At 51.0% G+C, this 17,705-nt stretch carries 14 protein-coding genes; 5 read left to right on the top strand and 9 right to left on the bottom strand.

The window, feature by feature from the left end; genetic code table 11:
* Nucleotides 1-11: 11 nt before the first annotated feature.
* Nucleotides 12-446 (top strand): protoporphyrinogen oxidase HemJ, encoded by a 435-nt coding sequence (gene hemJ / locus JMW05_RS08070; protein ID WP_201504789.1) that lies wholly within the window; start codon nucleotides 12-14, stop codon nucleotides 444-446.
* Between the two features lie 135 nt (nucleotides 447-581).
* On the opposite strand, the gene JMW05_RS08065 is transcribed toward hemJ, so the two are convergent.
* The 6 genes from JMW05_RS08065 to JMW05_RS08040 all read right to left on the bottom strand — a co-directional run bounded on the left by JMW05_RS08065 (nucleotide 582) and on the right by JMW05_RS08040 (nucleotide 9,212).
* Nucleotides 582-1,565, bottom strand: a complete 984-nt coding sequence (locus JMW05_RS08065) for a hypothetical protein (protein ID WP_227691483.1) — start codon at nucleotides 1,563-1,565, stop codon at nucleotides 582-584.
* A 317-nt stretch (nucleotides 1,566-1,882) separates the two neighbouring features.
* Nucleotides 1,883-2,380, bottom strand: coding sequence for a hypothetical protein (locus tag JMW05_RS08060; protein WP_201504788.1), 498 nt, complete (start codon nucleotides 2,378-2,380; stop codon nucleotides 1,883-1,885).
* Nucleotides 2,381-2,417: 37 nt separating this feature from the next.
* Nucleotides 2,418-3,134 (bottom strand): ribonuclease PH, encoded by a 717-nt coding sequence (gene rph / locus JMW05_RS08055; RefSeq protein ID WP_201504787.1) that lies wholly within the window; start codon nucleotides 3,132-3,134, stop codon nucleotides 2,418-2,420.
* Nucleotides 3,135-3,318: 184 nt separating this feature from the next.
* Nucleotides 3,319-5,118 (bottom strand): AMP-binding protein, encoded by a 1,800-nt coding sequence (locus tag JMW05_RS08050; protein WP_201504786.1) that lies wholly within the window; start codon nucleotides 5,116-5,118, stop codon nucleotides 3,319-3,321.
* A gap of 326 nt (nucleotides 5,119-5,444) precedes the next feature.
* Nucleotides 5,445-7,238 (bottom strand): AMP-binding protein, encoded by a 1,794-nt coding sequence (locus JMW05_RS08045; protein ID WP_201504785.1) that lies wholly within the window; start codon nucleotides 7,236-7,238, stop codon nucleotides 5,445-5,447.
* A 180-nt stretch (nucleotides 7,239-7,418) separates the two neighbouring features.
* Nucleotides 7,419-9,212, bottom strand: coding sequence for a vWA domain-containing protein (locus JMW05_RS08040; protein WP_227691482.1), 1,794 nt, complete (start codon nucleotides 9,210-9,212; stop codon nucleotides 7,419-7,421).
* Nucleotides 9,213-9,539: 327 nt separating this feature from the next.
* On the opposite strand from JMW05_RS08040, the gene parC reads away from it, so the two are divergent.
* Nucleotides 9,540-11,819: a DNA topoisomerase IV subunit A gene (parC, locus tag JMW05_RS08035; protein WP_201504784.1), complete on the top strand. Its 2,280-nt coding sequence runs from the start codon at nucleotides 9,540-9,542 to the stop codon at nucleotides 11,817-11,819.
* 4 nt (nucleotides 11,820-11,823) lie between these two features.
* Nucleotides 11,824-12,522: a hypothetical protein gene (locus JMW05_RS08030; RefSeq protein WP_201504783.1), complete on the top strand. Its 699-nt coding sequence runs from the start codon at nucleotides 11,824-11,826 to the stop codon at nucleotides 12,520-12,522.
* 19 nt (nucleotides 12,523-12,541) lie between these two features.
* On the opposite strand, the gene JMW05_RS08025 is transcribed toward JMW05_RS08030, so the two are convergent.
* On the bottom strand, nucleotides 12,542-13,027 hold the full coding sequence (locus JMW05_RS08025; RefSeq protein WP_201504782.1) for a BLUF domain-containing protein: 486 nt from the start codon (nucleotides 13,025-13,027) through the stop codon (nucleotides 12,542-12,544).
* A 161-nt stretch (nucleotides 13,028-13,188) separates the two neighbouring features.
* Nucleotides 13,189-13,773 (bottom strand): hemerythrin domain-containing protein, encoded by a 585-nt coding sequence (locus JMW05_RS08020; protein WP_201504781.1) that lies wholly within the window; start codon nucleotides 13,771-13,773, stop codon nucleotides 13,189-13,191.
* 313 nt (nucleotides 13,774-14,086) lie between these two features.
* Here JMW05_RS08020 and JMW05_RS08015 point away from each other — a divergent pair, with 313 nt between their 5' ends.
* A complete protein-coding gene (locus JMW05_RS08015; RefSeq protein WP_201504780.1) occupies nucleotides 14,087-14,932 on the top strand; it encodes a Cof-type HAD-IIB family hydrolase in 846 nt (281 codons plus the stop codon).
* A 128-nt stretch (nucleotides 14,933-15,060) separates the two neighbouring features.
* Nucleotides 15,061-16,164 (top strand): extracellular solute-binding protein, encoded by a 1,104-nt coding sequence (locus tag JMW05_RS08010; RefSeq protein WP_227691481.1) that lies wholly within the window; start codon nucleotides 15,061-15,063, stop codon nucleotides 16,162-16,164.
* A 106-nt stretch (nucleotides 16,165-16,270) separates the two neighbouring features.
* Here JMW05_RS08010 and JMW05_RS08005 read toward each other — a convergent pair whose 3' ends face one another.
* Nucleotides 16,271-17,485: an FUSC family protein gene (locus tag JMW05_RS08005; protein ID WP_201504778.1), complete on the bottom strand. Its 1,215-nt coding sequence runs from the start codon at nucleotides 17,483-17,485 to the stop codon at nucleotides 16,271-16,273.
* Between the last annotated feature and the right edge of the window lie 220 nt (nucleotides 17,486-17,705).

The raw sequence follows: 17,705 nt of genomic DNA, 5'->3' as shown, positions 1-17,705 counted from the left end.
GAGGCGAGATTATGCCAGAGTATTTTGTTTGGATTAAGGCGTGGCACATCATCGCTATGGTCTGCTGGTTTGCGGCGATTTTCTATTTACCGCGCCTGTTTGTGTACCATGCGATGAGTGACGATGGCGTCAGTCATGACCGTTTTGTGGTGATGGAGCGCAAGCTGTATCGCGGCATCATGACCCCTGCGATGATTGCCACATGGGCGCTCGGTCTGTGGATGGTGGTGCTTGGCTGGGAGGTGTACAAAACCCAAGGCTGGCTACATGCCAAGCTGGCGCTCGTGGTGCTGCTCTCTGGCTACCACGGCATGTGCGGCTATTACCGCAAAAAGCTCATCGACAACCCGCATTATAAAACGCATAAGTTTTGGCGCTGGTTTAACGAAGTGCCCGTGTTTGCCTTGATTTTTATTGTGATTTTGGTGGTGGTCAAGCCGTTTTAGTACGCTGCCCCGCCGCAAAAAAGCCCACATGTCCTTATGTGGGCTTTTTTTGTGCTATCGGCTGAGCCTGTCGCTAGGTTTTGGGCGGCTGGTGGGTCAGCAGCAGCGCCCGATTACGCCACAATGATGCCCCAATTAGGCATTGGGACGCATGATGTTATACACATGGCTCAAGTCATACACGCGATAGCGCGCAGGCTCGTGGCGGTTTTCGCCCGCGTAGCTCAGTATCAAGGCTTGGTTGGCTTCTTTGTCCACCCAGCCGACGAACAGTCCGCTGTGCTCAATATCGTTGTAGCCGTGGTTGATGTAATACAGCCAATCGCCGACTTGGATATCTTCACGATTGGCATAAGGACCACCGCGATACTCGCCTTTATGCACGGTACTGCGGCTGACCCCTGCGCGGTTGAATACCGCGTTTAAATAGTCCCAGCAGCCGCCTTTAATAATGGCGCGCTCATTCAATGCCATGACCCGTGCGGTATTCATCACCTCACGCACCGCCTGATTGCTTACGCTCTCGGCATTGCTGACCAGTGGCAAATGCGCACTGTCCACATTGTCGTATTGGCTGCGGGTTAGTTGATTGAGCAGTGCCATAGAGGCTTGGTGCGAGATGCTTTGCTGCGCAGGCTGAGGGGCGCTATAAGACGTGCTGTAGGTGGGTGCGCTATAGGTGTTGGACGTGACGTAGCGGGTGGCGTAGGTATTGCGGGTGGCTGGGGCATTGTCCGCGCTGGACATCTGACGACCTGACTGATTTGAAATACGGTAACTGGATTGGGCAGGCTGGCTTGTGCTTTGATAACTGGCGCTGCGGCGGGTACTGGTGTAGCTGGGGCTGATGGTAGCTTGGGCATTGACGTTCGCGCGTGCGCTACTGGGCTGGATACGGATGCGGTTGCTGATACGCGCAGGCGGCACACCATCATCCGCTTGTACCGATTTTTGCGCAATCAGCGCGCCGAGACTGTCGGCATGGGCGCTGATACTGCCCACAGTCAGCATACCGCCCAGACCTACGGCGACGGACAACGCATGCGGTACGTTAAAAAAAGAACGACGCGCTGAGTGCGGTCGCTGGCTTGCGGGGGTAAACAGGGACAAACACGGCATAACTAACTCCTTGTTATAAAACGAGAATCTTACCTGTAAACGTATTATCGTGATGAGCTGACCCGTCCTATTTTATAAACCATCTTGCCCTGCTTGTGCAAGTCTTATTACCGACAAAAAGTGACCTTATCAGGACAAAAGGGGCAAATTGACTGTGTTTATCACAGGCAGCGCGCTGTATGTGACCGCGATTTTTTAGGCATCAGGCGCATTTGATAGGTTTGTATTAGGCATAAAAATAACGCCGACAACGGCGCTATGCTCGACCCGATAGGGATAAGGTGGTGTGTTTATTCACATCAATCCATACCGCAGAGTCACGGTGCGGGACTGTCTTGCATTTTGATATTGACGTGGCGCTTGGTGAGGCTTTTGCCTTCTAAAATGGCTTTGGTCGCCTCAGCTTCTTGCGCGCTGTCAAAGCCGCTGATGTGGTATTTACGCGTATTGTCAGCAGCGACGATTTGTAGCTGCGCGCCATAAATGGTGACGTGATCGGTCGGCTCAAGCACGATATGCTCGCGCTTGCTGCCATCATGTACCAGCTCGCCTGCCCGCACCCACAACACACCGCCGCAGATGCGTCCAGCATTCGCTTGCTTTTGCTTTAAGCGCTGACGGTTAAAAATAAACGAGCCGATAATCAATAATGCCAGCGCGCCAATCGCTAGGCGCTCAGGCAAAAAGCTCATCGCCATCGCAACCGCAACCGCTCCGATAAGCAGCGCCGACCCAAACCAAAACATGCCATTATCCGCCGTGGGTGGCTGTCCTTGTAGGGTGATTTTTGCGCCCTCATCGGTCAGTTTAAGCATAGCGAGTCCTTATCAGTGAGTCAAAGCCGTCTGCCCATTACCAGTCAAGCGCTGTCTTTTGTAGCTCAACCAGCTCGGCGATGCCTTTTTCTGCCAAGTCGAGCATCTTATTCGCTTCCATACGGCTAAAGGGCTTTTCTTCTGCGGTGCCTTGGATTTCGATGTACTCGCCTTTTTGGGTCATGACCACGTTTAAGTCAGTGTCACAGCTGGCATCTTCTTCGTAGCACAAGTCCAGATAGGCTTCGCCGTTTTTGATGCCCACAGACACCGCCGCCACCAAGCCGATTAACGGGTCGGTTTTAAGCTTTTTGCTTTTTTGTACGCTCTCAAGCGCATCAATCAGCGCGATGGCCGCACCTGTGATGCTCGCGGTGCGTGTGCCGCCGTCTGCTTGCAGTACGTCACAGTCGATATAGATGGTGTTTTCGCCCAATTTGCTCAAATCAATCATCGCGCGTAGGCTACGACCGATTAAGCGCTGAATCTCTTGGGTGCGTCCAGACTGCTTGCCGCGTGCCGCTTCGCGTTGGTTGCGGGTGTTGGTCGCACGGGGTAGCATGCCATATTCAGCAGTAATCCAGCCTTTGTTTTTGCCTTTGAGCCAGCGTGGCACACCTGCTTCGACACTGGCGGTACACAGCACTTTGGTGTCTCCAAAGCTGACCAATACTGAGCCTTCCGCGTGTTTGGTGTAATGGCGCTCAAAACTGATTGAACGAAGTTGGTCCAGCTGACGATTATCAATACGCATAATGTTTTCCAGTACGATGCTCTAAGGGGTGATATTGACGCAGGCCATGCGCGGACGCCTGTTACGCCCGCCTGCCACCAAGGCAGTATAGGCGCTGCCCTGCCCAATATCGGGATATCCTAACGCGGACCACGCGCAATAGCAAGAAAGTGGCTGCGTTAGGCGACTGCGTTTTGGCGGTGGTTTATTCCAACCCTTCCATTTTGCGCAGCTCTTTACGTAGGATTTTACCGACGTTTGATTTTGGCAGCTCATCAACGAATTCGACATGGCGTGGGCGTTTGTAGCCTGTCAGTTGCTCTTTGCCAAAATCTAGCAGCTCTTGCTCACTGACCTCGCCTTTTTTGACCACAAAAATCTTTGGCTCTTCGCCGCGCTCTTCGCTTGGCACACCAATAGCGCCGCATTCTTTGACCGCTGGGTGCTCGCTCATCGCCTCTTCGATTTCGTTCGGATAGACGTTAAAGCCCGAGACCAAAATCATGTCTTTTTTGCGATCCACGATTTTGATAAAGCCTTTTTCATTCATGATGCCGATATCGCCTGTCTTGAGATAGCCCGATGCGGTAAAGCTCTCGGCAGTTTCTTTCGGGCGGTTTTGATAGCCAATCATCACCTGTGGACCTTTGACACAAATCTCGCCGCGCTCACCGAGTGCCACTTCGTTTTCATCATTATCAATCAAGACAACATCGGTGCTGGACGCTGGTATGCCAATCTTGCCCGTAAATTCGGCGATGGTCATGGGGTTAAAGGCGACCACAGGTGAGGTCTCAGACAGACCATAGCCCTCAACAATCGGCAGACCAGTAATCTCATGCCACTTTTTAGCGACGCTCGGCAGTACCGACATCCCGCCACCAATCGAGGCTTTGAGGTTCGAAAAGTCAAGGTCAGCAAAGCCGTCTTTATTGACCAAGCCATTAAACAAGGTATTGACCGCAGGGATAAAGGCAGGCTTGTATTTGCCCATCTCTTTAATCAAACCGTCCAAATCGCGTGGGTTTGGAATGAGCAGTCCTGCGTAGCCTTGATACATGCCATACATGCCGCAGACCATAAATGAAAACACGTGATACAACGGCAACGCGGTCAAAATCACGTCATCAGCGTGTACGTCATCATCAAAGGCGCTTTCCATCAGTGCATTAATTTGTAGCATATTGGCGACGAGGTTGCCGTGCGAGAGCATCGCGCCTTTGGCGACGCCTGTCGTGCCGCCTGTGTATTGCAGCAAGGCAACGTCACTGAGGTTCAATGAGGGGCGCTGGTAATGGCTGGCTGAGATTTCGCCGAGCGCATGTTTAAAGCTTACGCTCTCAGGCAAGCGATAAGCGGGAATGATTTTTTTGACGTGGCGGGCGACCAGATTGACCGCTGTGCCTTTGAGCAGACCGAGCATATCGCCGAGTTTACAGACGATGACGTGCTTGACTGCGCCTTTATCTTCTGCCTTTTGATAAGTTTTGGCAAAGTTTTCGACCACGAACAGCGCTTTTGCGCCGCTATCACACAGTTGGTGCGACAGCTCGCGGCTGGTGTAGAGTGGATTGACGTTCACGAGTATCATGCCTGCGCGGATAATGCCGAGCGCCACAATCGGGTATTGCAAGATGTTCGGCATCATCACGCCGACTCTGTCACCCTGCTGTAGACCAATCGATTGCAAATAACTGGCAATCTGACGGCTGTATAAATCGAGCTGTTTATAGCTGATGCTCGAGCCCATGCAAATGTAGGCGGGCTTGTTGCCATAACGGCGAAAATTGCGCTCAAAGACGTCAAGGAGCGAGGTGTCCTCTGCGGGCATGTCGATGTCTGCCTTGATGCCGTAACGCTCATAGGCACTCAGCCACGGACGGTCGCTTGGCACTTCAGGCATGGTCGGAAACTCATTGACCTCGGCGATGTCTTTATCGTTATGCTTATGGGCAGGCTTTTGGTCAGATGATTGGCTGGTGTTGTTATTGGTATGGTCAGTCATGACTTGTCCTAAAAGTGTTGATAAAAACTACAGCTTAATGGAATGTGGGGACCACTATCGTATACGTTAATGGTGATTTGTGCATCTTGCTTGCGGCAAAAAAAATACCTGCAAGTCTGCCCGCGTGACACTTGAGCCGCGTGGCGGACAGCATGGGTCAGAAAAAATCATCCGCTGGCACTATAGCAGTTTTGTTGAAAAAGCGCTATGTGCCAGCGCACGACCTCTCTGCCACAAAAAAAGCTGAGCGCGTTTATAAGGCGCTCAGCCTTAGTGCAGTGTCAATACCTTGATATTGCTGGGTTGCCGCAGAGCAGTGAGCGCGGTTAGGCTTGCGTGTCGCCTGCGTCTACGCTGTCTGCTGCCGCTGACGTGTCCGCCGCTTTGGTATTCTTGCCATGCTTATCTTCTTCGAGCTGACGCAAGTCTTTACGCAAGATTTTGCCCACATTGGACTTTGGCAGCTCATCAATGAACTCGACATGACGCGGGCGCTTGTACCCTGTCAGCTCTTTTTTGGCATAGCTGAGCACGTCTTCTTCGGTGAGGCTGTCCTCTTTTTTGACCACATAGATTTTGGGCACTTCGCCGCTTTTATCATCAGGCACGCCAATCACACCGCATTCTAGGATTTTTGGATGCGCGGCCATCACTTCTTCAACTTCGTTCGGATAGACGTTAAAACCTGAGACCAAAATCATGTCTTTTTTGCGATCTACAATGGTCACGTAGCCTTCATCGTCCATGATGCCGATGTCACCTGTACGGAAAAATCCGTCTTCGGTCATCGACTCGGCGGTGGCATCGTCACGCTTCCAGTAGCCTTTCATGACCTGCGGACCACGGATGCCAATCTCGCCGCGCTCGCCGAGGGGCAACTCATCGCCGTTTTCATCCAAAATCGCCACATCGGTCGCAGGCATCGGAATACCAATCGTGCCATTAAAGTGCGCGCTGTTAATGGGGTTGGCGGTCGCGACAGGTGAGGTTTCAGACAGACCGTAGCCTTGGGTGATGACATTGCCTGTGATTTGTCGCCATTTTTCAGCGGTGGGTGCAAGTACTGCCATGCCGCCACCCATTGAGGTGGTCAGCTTGCTGTGGTCCATCGCGGCAAAGCGCTCATTGTTGGCAAGGGCGTTAAACAGCGTATTGACCGCTGGGAAAAACGCGGGCGGATGCGCCTCATAGGCCTTTAATAAGCTGTCTAGGTCGCGCGGGTTGGGCACCAATAGGTTGATGCAGCCGCGATACAGACCGAACATGCCGCACACGGTAAACGAGAAAATATGATACAGCGGTAAGGCGGTCATGATGACGGGCTGCTCGCCGCTGTGCTCAAAATCATCAAACACGCTGCCCAAAAAGGTGTCCGATTGCATCAAGTTGGCGAGCAGGTTTTTGTGCGTGAGCATCGCGCCTTTTGCCACCCCAGTGGTACCGCCAGTGTACTGCAGCACCGCCACGTCATGAATACTGACATGACTTGGGCGCTTGTACTTGCTGCTGGTGACCTCGCCCAAGGCGTCTTTAAAGCGCACACTGCCTGCGACCTTGTAATCAGGCACGAGCTTTTTGACGTGGCGCACCACGGCATTCACGATAAAACCTTTGAGCGCGCCCATCATATCGCCCATGCTGGTAATGACCACATGCTCGACCACGTTACGCCCGATGTCTTGGTAAGTTTTGGCGAAGTTTTCTAGAATAAATAAGGCTTTGGTATCGGAGTCGGTCAGCTGATGCTCCAGCTCTTTGGTGGTGTACAGCGGGTTGACATTGACCAAGGTCAAGCCTGCGCGCAGCACGCCAATGACGGTGATGGGCAGCTGCAAGATGTTCGGCATCATGACCGCGACTTTATCGCCTTTGGTCAGTCCTAAGGATTGTAGGTAGGCGGCGACAAGACGGCTATATAAATCGACTTCCTGAAACGTCAAGGACTTGCCCATACAGATGTAGGCGGTCTTGTCGCTGTATTTGGCAAAACTTTTTTCAAACATATCAATCAAAGACGTGTTGTCCGCAGGCATCTGGATGTCATAATCCATGCCTAGGGCTTCATAAGTCTTTAACCACACTTTGTCATCGCGCCTTACAGGCTTGTGCGTATTGTCCATAACCGAGCTCTCCTTGTTATCGTGGCAAATTTTTAATCAACGTTTCCTTTGTTTATGGTTTTAACATACACATTTTATGCAAGCGACTCAATGTAAAAGGCGTATCTTGGGTTTGCACAAACCGTTTGCATAAATCGCCACTATGCTATGCTGTGCTGTTGTTCGTTTTTGCGCGCCGCCTTATTTATCCGCGTCGTTTTGATGGTTTGTCGGTGTCAAGGCATCGGCAAGCTCGGTCAATTGCACAAACTCGCGGCGCAGTCCGTAGGGGTCAGACAAGCTCGTCAAGCTACCTTGTGCCAAGCTACCACTGTCTTGGTACCGCCAATCATGGACATACGGGCTGCCCTGTAAACGCTGGGCAAAGCCTGCGACCGCCACGCTAAAGCGCGTATCGGCATCGCTACTGTTCAGGGAGCTAGCGCGGGTGTTGGTGAGTGGCAGGCTAATCAGCTTAGAGCTGCTTTTTGCACTGTCTTTATAGCGAAATTTCAAAAAGCCCAACTCGTTTGCGTTGCCATTTACGGTTTGCTTGGCGTCATAACGGCGCGCAGGATACATGCCTTTTTCGCCGCGCGGGGTCAGCTCAAAGAGTGCGACCACCGACTTGCCCGCGCCCAGCTCGCCTGCATCTACCTTGTCGTTGTTAAATGCGCTCTCATCAAGAACGCGATTTTCATAACCGATTAAGCGCCATTCGGACACGTAGCGCGGGTTAAACTCCAGCTGCACTTTGACATCGTGCGCGACGGTATTAAAGGTGGCGGCGCGCTCATCACCGAGCACTTTTTTGGCTTCGGTCAGACTGTCGATATAGCTGTAGTTGCCATTCCCATTGTCCGCGATTTGCTCCATCATGTAGTCGTTTAAGTTGCCGCGCCCAAAGCCGATGGTCGACAGCGAAATACCACGGTCGCGCTGCATCTTGACCATGTCAATCATGCTGTCCACATCACTGACCCCGACATTAAAGTCGCCATCGGTCAGCATCAAGATACGGTTGATGCCCTTATTTTTAAAAGAAGCTGCCGCTTGCTGATAAGCCAGTTTAAGCGCGTCTTCGCCGTTGGTACTGCCGCCTGCGCTCAGACGGTCAATGGCGCGCTCGATGGTGGCAGTTTTATCACCAGCGGTTGCGGGCAACACTACCTCGGTCGAGCCTGAATAGCTGACAATGCTAATCGTGTCCTCAGCGCGCAGGGTCTTTGCCAGTAGGCGCAAGCTGGATTTTGCCAATGGCAATTTGTCGTCCGTGCCCATCGAGCCTGACACGTCTACCAAAAATACCAAGTTGGCAGGCGGCATACTCGATTGCGCACTGCTCACTTTATCGACTGCCTTGATGCCGACTTTTAATAGCTGATTACGCTGTCCTGTCGCGTCCCACGGCGATTCGGTCAATGCTGTGGTGACCACAAACGGCGCGCCTTTGACCTGCTGGGCATGACGAAAATCGGCATTAAAATAGTTGACCATCTCTTCAATACGCACCGCATCTGTCGGCGGCAGATGACCTTCTTTTAGATAGCGGCGCACATTGGCATAGCTGCCCGTATCGGTGTCGATAGATAAGGTGGCAACTGGCATCTCTTCGGTGCGGTGAATGGGGTTCGCCTCGGTGTCTTGGTAGTTGTCGCGGTTGGCGTCATTGATAGGTCTTGGCATGATGTCTGCGCGCTGCTTGGTGTACATTGGCGCGGTAGGCGTGCCGCCTGAGAGAGGTATTACACTTAGCATAGCGCTCGGTGCGGGCGATGGCTGAGCGCTTACAATGGAGGCGCTGTCTGCAGATACCGCTTCGGACATTGGCGGCACGTATACAACCTCGCTTGGCATGGGTGTCGGCTGCGTGCTGCTACTGACCTGCTCGCTTGGCAGTTGGCTACAGCTGCTCAGCGCCATGCCGAGCGCGCTGATGGTCATGAAAGGCAATAAAGCCTGAGTAGAGGGTGACGATGAACGGCGCAGAGTCATGGCAGGGCTGTCCTTATAATGCTTGAGTGATGTCGATAATATAGCAATAATAAATGCACAAAAGTATATTAAATAAACAAATTATTCTATAGCTTGCCGCCAAATGACTGGCAACGTCGTTCTGTATGGGAAGTGCTCGTTTTGCTGTGCGCGACAGTTCTTGACGTTTAGCCCAAGCAGGCGGCTTTTTAATTTGCCCAAATTGCTTTACGATAGCGGTATATTTTTCTTCTCATTCAAGCGCGCACCAACCAGCGTCAGACGCGCTGGTCCTGCTGTGCCCGTTTCTGCTTTTATTATTCATATAACCTAATAAGTGATGCTGTTATGTCTGATGTGTTAGACCCGACCACGCCCGCCCTGCCCGATGATGCGATGGACACACGCTCCATTGCAGAGTTTACCGAGCAGGCGTATCTGAACTATGCGATGTACGTCATTATGGACCGTGCGCTGCCGCACATTGCCGATGGGCTAAAGCCTGTACAGCGGCGCATCATCTACGCCATGAGCGAGCTTGGACTCAAAGCCTCTGCCAAACCCAAAAAGTCGGCGCGTACCGTCGGTGACGTGCTGGGTAAATACCATCCGCACGGCGATACCGCTTGCTATGAAGCCATGGTGTTGATGGCGCAGCCGTTCAGCTACCGCTATCCGCTCATCACAGGTCAAGGCAACTGGGGCAGCCCTGATGACCCCAAATCCTTTGCCGCGATGCGCTATACCGAAGCCAAAATGTCCGCCTACGCCAATACTTTGCTCGCAGAGCTGGGGCAAGGCACGGTCGATTGGCAAGACAACTTTGACGGCTCGATGCTAGAGCCTGTCACCCTGCCTGCGCGCCTACCCAATATTTTATTAAACGGCACGACAGGTATCGCGGTCGGTATGGCGACCGACATTCCGCCGCATAACTTAAGCGAGGTGGTGCGCGCTGCCATTCGCCTGCTTAAAAACCCTGAACTGTCAGTCAAGCAGCTCACGCAAACCTTGCCCGCGCCTGATTTGCCCACCAAAGCAGAAATCATCACGCCCAAAAAAGATTTGCAAGCCATCTATGAAAAAGGACGCGGCAGCTATAAGATGCGCGCGACCTACTATATCGACCCCAAAGAAAAGAACCTCATCATCATCGATGCGCTGCCCTATCAAGTCTCAGGCAGCAAAATCCAAGAGCAAATTGCCCGCCTGATGATGGACAAAAAACTGCCGTGGGTCACGGACATTCACGACGAGTCCGACCACGAAAACCCCTGCCGCATCGTCTTAGAGCTGCGCTCTAGCCGTGTGGATGTGGCGCGCGTCATGGGGCACTTGTTTGCCAGTACTGACCTTGAGCACAATTACCGCGTCAATCTGAATATGATTGGCTTAAATGGTAAGCCGCAAGTCAAAAACCTAAAAGACATCCTCAGCGAATGGCTCGATAGCCGCCGCACGGTGGTCACGCGCCGCATCCAGCATCGCCTTGATAAAATTGATAAGCGCTTGCACATTTTGGCGGGCTTGCTGATTGCCTATCTCAACATTGATGACGTCATCGCCATCATTCGTGAAGAAGACGAACCAAAGCAAGCACTGATGAACCGCTATAACTTGTCAGACACGCAAGCAGCGGCGATTTTGGACATTCGTTTGCGTCAGCTGGCCAAGCTTGAGGAAATGGCGCTAAAGTCAGAGCAAAACGAGCTACAAGCCGAGCGCGATGGTCTACAAGCGAGCCTTGACGACCCTGAACGCTTGACCGCGCTTATCATCGATGAGCTCAACGAAGACATGAAGACGCACGGCGACAGCCGCAACTCGCCACTGGTTGAGCGCGGCGAAGCGCAAGCGCTAAAAGAGTCTGACTTGATTCCAAGTGAGCCAATTACCGCCATCTTGTCCAAAGCGGGCTGGATACGTGCGGCAAAAGGACATGAGGTCGACGCCTCAGGGATGAGCTATCGCTCAGGCGATAGCTATCAGGCGCAAGTACGCGGCAAGTCCAATGAAAAAATCTACATCCTTGACAATAAAGGGCGCAGCTACAGTGTTGACGCGCACACCCTCGCCTCAGCACGCGGACAGGGCGACCCGCTGACCAGTGTGTTAAAGCCGCCATCAGGCGCAAGCTTTGAGCAGCTCTTAGCTGGCGACAGTAACGCGCGCTTGGTGCTCGCGAGCAGCAGCGGTTATGGCTTTATCAATCAGCTCGGCAATCTGGACACCAACCAAAAAGCAGGCAAACAAATCCTAACCCTCGGCGCAGATGCAACTTTATTGCCTGCATTGATGCTGCCTGAGACACTGGACGGCGCAGAAGCTTTGGACGATTTGCGTATCGCTGTGGCGACCAATGCAGGCTATCTGTTGGTGTTTCATTTAGATGACTTGCCTGAGCAAGCACGCGGCAAAGGCAACAAGATGATTGCACTAAAAGCAGGCGAAGCGGTTATCGCCATGACCGCGCTACAGCCGAATGACAGCCTCGTCGTCACCGCAGGCAAACGCCACGTGACCCTAAAGCCAATGGACATCGCCAACTATCAAGGCAATCGCGGCAACCGTGGCGGACAGCTGCCGCGCGGTTTTCAAAACGTGACGAGCCTGGATGTGGCGGAGTGATGTTGTGAGCAATAGTGATGGGCTGGGTGATTCACTCAGCCGACATAAGCTTAGCGACCAAGATATTTATATATTAGATAACTTGGTCTTACTTATTGTTGAGCATTATTATTCTTTGCAGCGGCAGCATTACATTTTTTATAGAGACGTTATCAATAAATGGCTGATGCAGAACGTTTATGATGACACGATGCTTTATTTTTTAGACGATATGCCTACAGAGACTATGGGCGATATTGAAGGACAACCTTTTCGACATTTTCTAAAAGTCATTAATGCGCTCGGTTTTATACTGCCAGGTTTAGAACAGGCACTTCAGGTTCAGACGCTCATGTATATAGATAAGCTGTGTCAAGCAAACACTATAGAGGAAAAAAACGCAGCGATTTTAGATTTCTGGTTAGGTATTGATGAGCGTAAAACAGAAGGTACCGAAGATTTTGACAAGCTGTTTTCGCTAATGGATAGCAACCATTTAATCAAACAGCTGGACTACCCTGAACATGTCGACACTATACAGTTTCAGCGAAACTATATAAAAGCGCTACAGCTTGCAAGTGCTTGGCAGCGTCGATACATACAGCATAAAACAGAAGTTTATCAGACAGTGGATTATACAGGACAGTCTATCGCAGAACAGACGAATTGGTCATCCCCTCCTATAAAAAATCCAGACAACCGACGCTGTCTGGATTTTTTATAGTAAAGCATAGCGCTGATAACTAGCGCACACTGCCTTGAGATTTTTTATCTTTGAATACGGCGTTTAAAAAACCGTCAATCTGAGCATTACTCATCATGTAGGGATTAAAATCGTGACCTGCTGAAAAGTATTTTAGTGTGTGCTCTTCGTCTTCTACGCTGGTCGTGAGATGTCTGATCAGATAGCCATTCCATTGGCACTCGTCAATCTCTTTTACCTCCACAACTTGCGGTGAGATTTGTGGATAATCACTTACTATTCGAGACAGCGCCTTATTGACCTCAGGTCGCGGGCCTTGAAAGTTTTGGATAAAGTAACCGTCATTAATCACAAGGATTGAAACGATACCCATCTCGTTGAGATACCTGCGCCACTGCTCAAGCTCGCGCATCAGACCAAGACCTGTGTTTTCATCAGTATGTTTTGCAAGATACGTCAGACTGATAAGGATATGCTCACCATTTCGCTTATAAGTGTTTGAAGGATAGCTTGTATAGATGTCCATAAAAAAATCCTTTTTATAAAAACTAACCTCTCGTAGCATACTATCTGCTTATAAAAATAATCAATAGTCTTTTAAGATTTTTATTCTATAAAGGTTCGTTTTTATACCGTACAGACACAAAAAATCCCCTCTCATCAACGTTTTTACTAACAATAACAGCTCTAGCCCAATCCCAAAATCGGAATCACCAAGTCCTCTTCATCGCTTAAATGCTGCGACATCAGCGACCCAACCTCAGCAATCATCGCGTGCAGCTTGGCTGCCAATGCCTCATCTTCAGTCTCACTGACGGCAAGGCTTTGGTTCAATACTTGCCAATCGGCGAGCAGCGTATCCAAATGTACATGGTCGGCGTCCAATATCTCAAAACCTGCCTTGAGCTGCGGATACATACGCACAAACTGCGGAAAGTACCCTTGGTCTTCGATACTGTGGTGCTGATGTAGCTTGAGAATGTATTGACGCATGCGCGGCAACAGGTGCTTGCGGTAGTCTGCCCACGTCAGCTTGCCCGCCTGATACAGGGCGCTGATGTCGTTCAGCGTTTGCTGGCTGTGGCGAATGTCAGCATGAATACTGAGCCAAAATGAAGTCTTATAACCATAATCAACGCTTTGCCATTCTTCAGGCGGCAGCTGCTGATACAAAAACAGCCAGTCGCTGTCCAGCCGCGTATCAGGATGGCGCGGCGCAAGACGTGCGCCAGCATGCGCTTCGGTGGTTTTTGTGGTGTTCGGTTCAGTCATCGCTTTGTCCTTTATGCTGTGCGTCTACTGTTTTTGTTAATAAAACTAAACAGTAGATGCTTACTATGAAGCATATATGACGGCAAAGCTGGAAAAATCAATAGTGCCGCTGTATGAGACTTTGCCCTTATTATGACGATTAGTGTTCAACAATTCATGTAGGGCGCGTACAACCCGACGATAGGCACAACAAAACCGTGACAAAACCCGCCCGCCCTCACAAAAGCCATAAACAAATTTGCCGCAGCCTTGCTATGCTATAGCTCAGTCCTAACGTTTACGATTATCAGCATTTATAATAAAAAGGAATCTCATGCCAGCCGCTTCTACGCCCGTCGCGCCCAAGCACACCGCCAGCAACGCCTCTGTGCCGACCCCAAAAATCATATTTTTTGATATTGATGATACCTTGAGCCGTGGCGGTATCATTGCCGAGCACAACAAAGCCACGCTGCAAGCGCTTGCTAAAACAGACATCAAACTGGTGATATCTACAGGGCGCTCAAAAGCCATTTTGCCCGAGGATATCATTGCGCTGCTCGATTCAGAAGTATTGGATGCCATCATTTGCATGAATGGGCAATACAGCTATGACCATCAAGGCATCATCAGCGACTACCCGCTGACCGAGGCACACATCGAGGACATGCAGCGTCTTTGCCAATCGAGTAATGTGACCTATAAGTTTGACTCCGCAACGCATCTGGCGTGGGTCAATGACAATGAGCTGATACGCGAATACAATAACAAAAACATCTATTCCATCATCGACCCTGAGCACCATCACAACAATGCGGTGTACCAATGCTCGGTATTTTTTAATCACTCCGATGAGCAGATGCAGGACATCGACTTTGCCGCATACGGGCTAAAACTGGTGCACTGGCACTACATCGGCGCGGATATTTTACCGATTGAGGCGTCCAAAGCGCGCGGTATCCTTGATGTGTGTGCTTATTACGGCGTCGATGCCAAAGACTGCATGGCGTTCGGCGATGGCATGAATGACTTAGAGATGTTTGATTTGGTGGGTTTTGCGGTAGCGATGGGCGATGCCAAAGAAGCACTCAAAGCGCGTGCTGACTTGGTCACAGGTACGATTGAAGAGCATGGTATTCAAGCGGTGATTGAGCAGCTGGCAGTTCATGTCCCTGCATAATCCACTTGGTACCGACCATTCATGCCCCAAGGCTATAAGGCAAGATGCCGCCGCCCTTTAAATTGCGGCGCATCACCGTCATAATAAGACATGGTACTGATTTTATCTTTTATTTTAGGAGCGCTATTTTGTCCTCATTGACTGCCCTTGCCCGTGTTTTTCCAAAAGCTGCCTTATGTACCGCCATTGCGCTGGTGCTGACAGGCTGTAGCAACAGCGACGATGCTGCTACCGATGCCCCCGACAGCGGCGTGACGCTGAACCTATACAACTGGTCGGAGTATATGCCGCAAGAGATTTTGGACGGTTTTGAGGCGGAGACAGGCATTCATGTCAACTACGTGACCTTTGATTCTAACGAAGCCATGTATGCCAAGCTAAAACTGCTGGACGACTCCAGCCAATACGACCTTGCCATTCCCTCGACCTACTATGTCGAAAAAATGGCCAATGAAGGCATGCTCCAAGAAATTGATAAATCTAAGCTCAGTAACTTTAATAACCTAGACACCTCGTTTATCAATACCAAGGTCGACCCTGAGAATAAATACTCTATCCCCTATATGTGGGGCAGCACGGGTCTTGCCATCAATGGCGATGCAGTCGACCCAAAAAGCGTCAACAGCTGGGCGGATTTGTGGCAGCCTGAATACAAAGGGCAAGTCATGCTGACCAATGACATGCGTGAAGTGTTTGGCATGGCACTATCGACGCTGGGCTACTCGGGCAACAGTAAAAACCCTGAAGAAATCAAAGCGGCGTATGACAAGCTGACCCGCCTAATGCCCAATGTCAAAACCTTTAACTCGGATGCGGCGCGCATGCCGTATATCGAAGGCGAAACCAATGTCGGTATGATTTGGAATGGCGAAGCGGTGATGGCGAATGACGAAGGGCTGACCAACTTGGTATATAAATACCCAAGCGAAGGCGCGATTTTGTGGATGGACAATTTTGTCATTCCCAAAAGCGCCCAGCACGTTGACGCCGCGCATCAGTTTATTGACTATATCTTGCGCCCTGAAAATGCCAAAATCGTCAGCGAAGAGATTGGCTACGCCTCGCCCAACGCCGCCGCGCGCGAGCTGATGCCCGATAACGTGAAGAACAACCCCGCCATCTATCCAGACAAGGCGACCATCGCTAAGGCGGAATTCCAAGAAGATGTCGGCGACGATGCCTTGCAAGTCTACCAGCAATATTGGGACAAGCTAAAAGCCAACCAAAACTAAGACGGCAAGCCAAAACCAGATAGGCTAAACGACAAAGCGGCGTTATTCACCATGAATAACGCCGCTTTTTTATACGTCTTATTTTTTATATATTGCTACCAATAGACTATAAGTCCAAATCCGACTCGCCACCTGCACGGCGAATGCGCTGCTGCTCGCGGCGCTGATAACGCAAGCCTGAGGCCGCGTACCATTTTGGTTTGCTGTCTTGTAACAAGTCGCTCAAGGTCTGCAGCTGCTGCTGCAAGGTTTGCGTGAGCCAAAAATAGCCTTGCCATTCAAAGCTTAATTGTCCCACACTGGGATAATCTGCCACCAAAATGCGTGTAATCGGACGAAACTCTTGCTCGCTTGGGCTGCGTAGCACCGCGGCCACATGGCGCATGGCATGGGTCAGCTCATTCTGGTAATGCTGCAGCAGCACATGATTGTCCTCGTCGATACCCGTGCGCGCAAGACGCGGTGAGGCTTGGAGTAACAAGTCAATCGTGCCAATGATATTGCGGTGCGTGCGCTGAATGTCTTCTAAGGTTTGCTTATTGATTTTGGTTTCATTGGCTGTGGCGGCGATATGTCCGCGCACTGTCAATAAGCGCTTATTGATACGTGCCAGCGCTTGCGACAGACTGCGGTCAACAGGAGCTTCGTCTTCACCACTGCTATAGCGGGTACGTAATTTAATCAATCGCGGTGTGTTGGTCGGCTTTGGCATTTCAGTCTCCCCTTGCTCGACATGATTGCCAACGCCAGCATACAGCGTTGCACACGCATCTAGGTTACTGGACAATAAAAAACGCCACATCAGCGTCGATTTTAGCGGCAAAATGAGTGTCGCTGCGACCGATACCCCCGTTCCAATCAACACATTGAGGACTCGGTACACCCCATCCTCACCGAGCGCATTTTGCTCTGCCCCTGAGATGATCATCATCATGGTAATGCCTGTCAGCAGCCCAATATAGCCCAGCTGCTTCACCGCCGCATAGCCGATCAGCGCACTGACCACACCAATACTGGTGTAATACACCACCGTCCATGAGCCTGTCACATAATCCAGTCCGAGCACACATAGACCTGCAGCGATACCAAAGACGGTACCCAGTACGCGCTCCTTGGCTTTGGTATAAATCGCGCCTTGATATTGCAACAAACCCAAAACGATAAAAACGGTAATTGTCGTCCACTCACCATGTGGAAAGCGGGTGATGAGGTTCATAAGTAGCGCCAAGATGACCGCTACGCCAAGACGAATACCGTGTAGCACATTCGCATATTGATAGCGTGCATGCGGCTCAACGAGCAAGGCAGCCAAACGTTTCACGAAGTAACGCTCCTTATAGAGGGCATTGCCACAATACCAGCAGCGTCAAAAGCGCCGCCCAAATACCGCCACTGTAGGCAGTCTACCCCCTACTGTCAAGCCATTTGTCCATCTCTTTACCCTCGCCTATCTTATACCTGTCATCGCCGTCATGACGCAGCGCGTATGTCCACCTGCCAAGCGCGTCCCAAAAAAATAGCCGCCTGTATCTTTTGATAAA

This window comes from Psychrobacter aestuarii (assembly GCF_904846035.1).
GTDB classification, from domain to species: Bacteria; Pseudomonadota; Gammaproteobacteria; order Pseudomonadales; family Moraxellaceae; genus Psychrobacter; species Psychrobacter aestuarii.
Note: the sequence above shows the minus strand (reverse complement) of the source record. Positions and strands in the feature narration are given on the sequence as shown.

Bases quoted from the DNA above. Each gene is read 5' to 3' on its own strand.
- rph (WP_201504787.1), bottom strand. From the start codon at position 3,134: ATGCGTATTGATAATCGTCAGCTGGACCAACTTCGTTCAATCAGTTTT.
- JMW05_RS08045 (WP_201504785.1), bottom strand. From the start codon at position 7,238: ATGGACAATACGCACAAGCCTGTAAGGCGCGATGACAAAGTGTGGTTA.
- JMW05_RS08025 (WP_201504782.1), bottom strand. From the start codon at position 13,027: ATGGACATCTATACAAGCTATCCTTCAAACACTTATAAGCGAAATGGT.
- JMW05_RS08060 (WP_201504788.1), bottom strand. From the start codon at position 2,380: ATGCTTAAACTGACCGATGAGGGCGCAAAAATCACCCTACAAGGACAG.
- JMW05_RS08065 (WP_227691483.1), bottom strand. From the start codon at position 1,565: ATGCCGTGTTTGTCCCTGTTTACCCCCGCAAGCCAGCGACCGCACTCA.
- JMW05_RS08015 (WP_201504780.1), top strand. From the start codon at position 14,087: ATGCCAGCCGCTTCTACGCCCGTCGCGCCCAAGCACACCGCCAGCAAC.
- hemJ (WP_201504789.1), top strand. From the start codon at position 12: ATGCCAGAGTATTTTGTTTGGATTAAGGCGTGGCACATCATCGCTATG.
- JMW05_RS08040 (WP_227691482.1), bottom strand. From the start codon at position 9,212: ATGACTCTGCGCCGTTCATCGTCACCCTCTACTCAGGCTTTATTGCCT.
- JMW05_RS08020 (WP_201504781.1), bottom strand. From the start codon at position 13,773: ATGACTGAACCGAACACCACAAAAACCACCGAAGCGCATGCTGGCGCA.
- parC (WP_201504784.1), top strand. From the start codon at position 9,540: ATGTCTGATGTGTTAGACCCGACCACGCCCGCCCTGCCCGATGATGCG.
- JMW05_RS08050 (WP_201504786.1), bottom strand. From the start codon at position 5,118: ATGACTGACCATACCAATAACAACACCAGCCAATCATCTGACCAAAAG.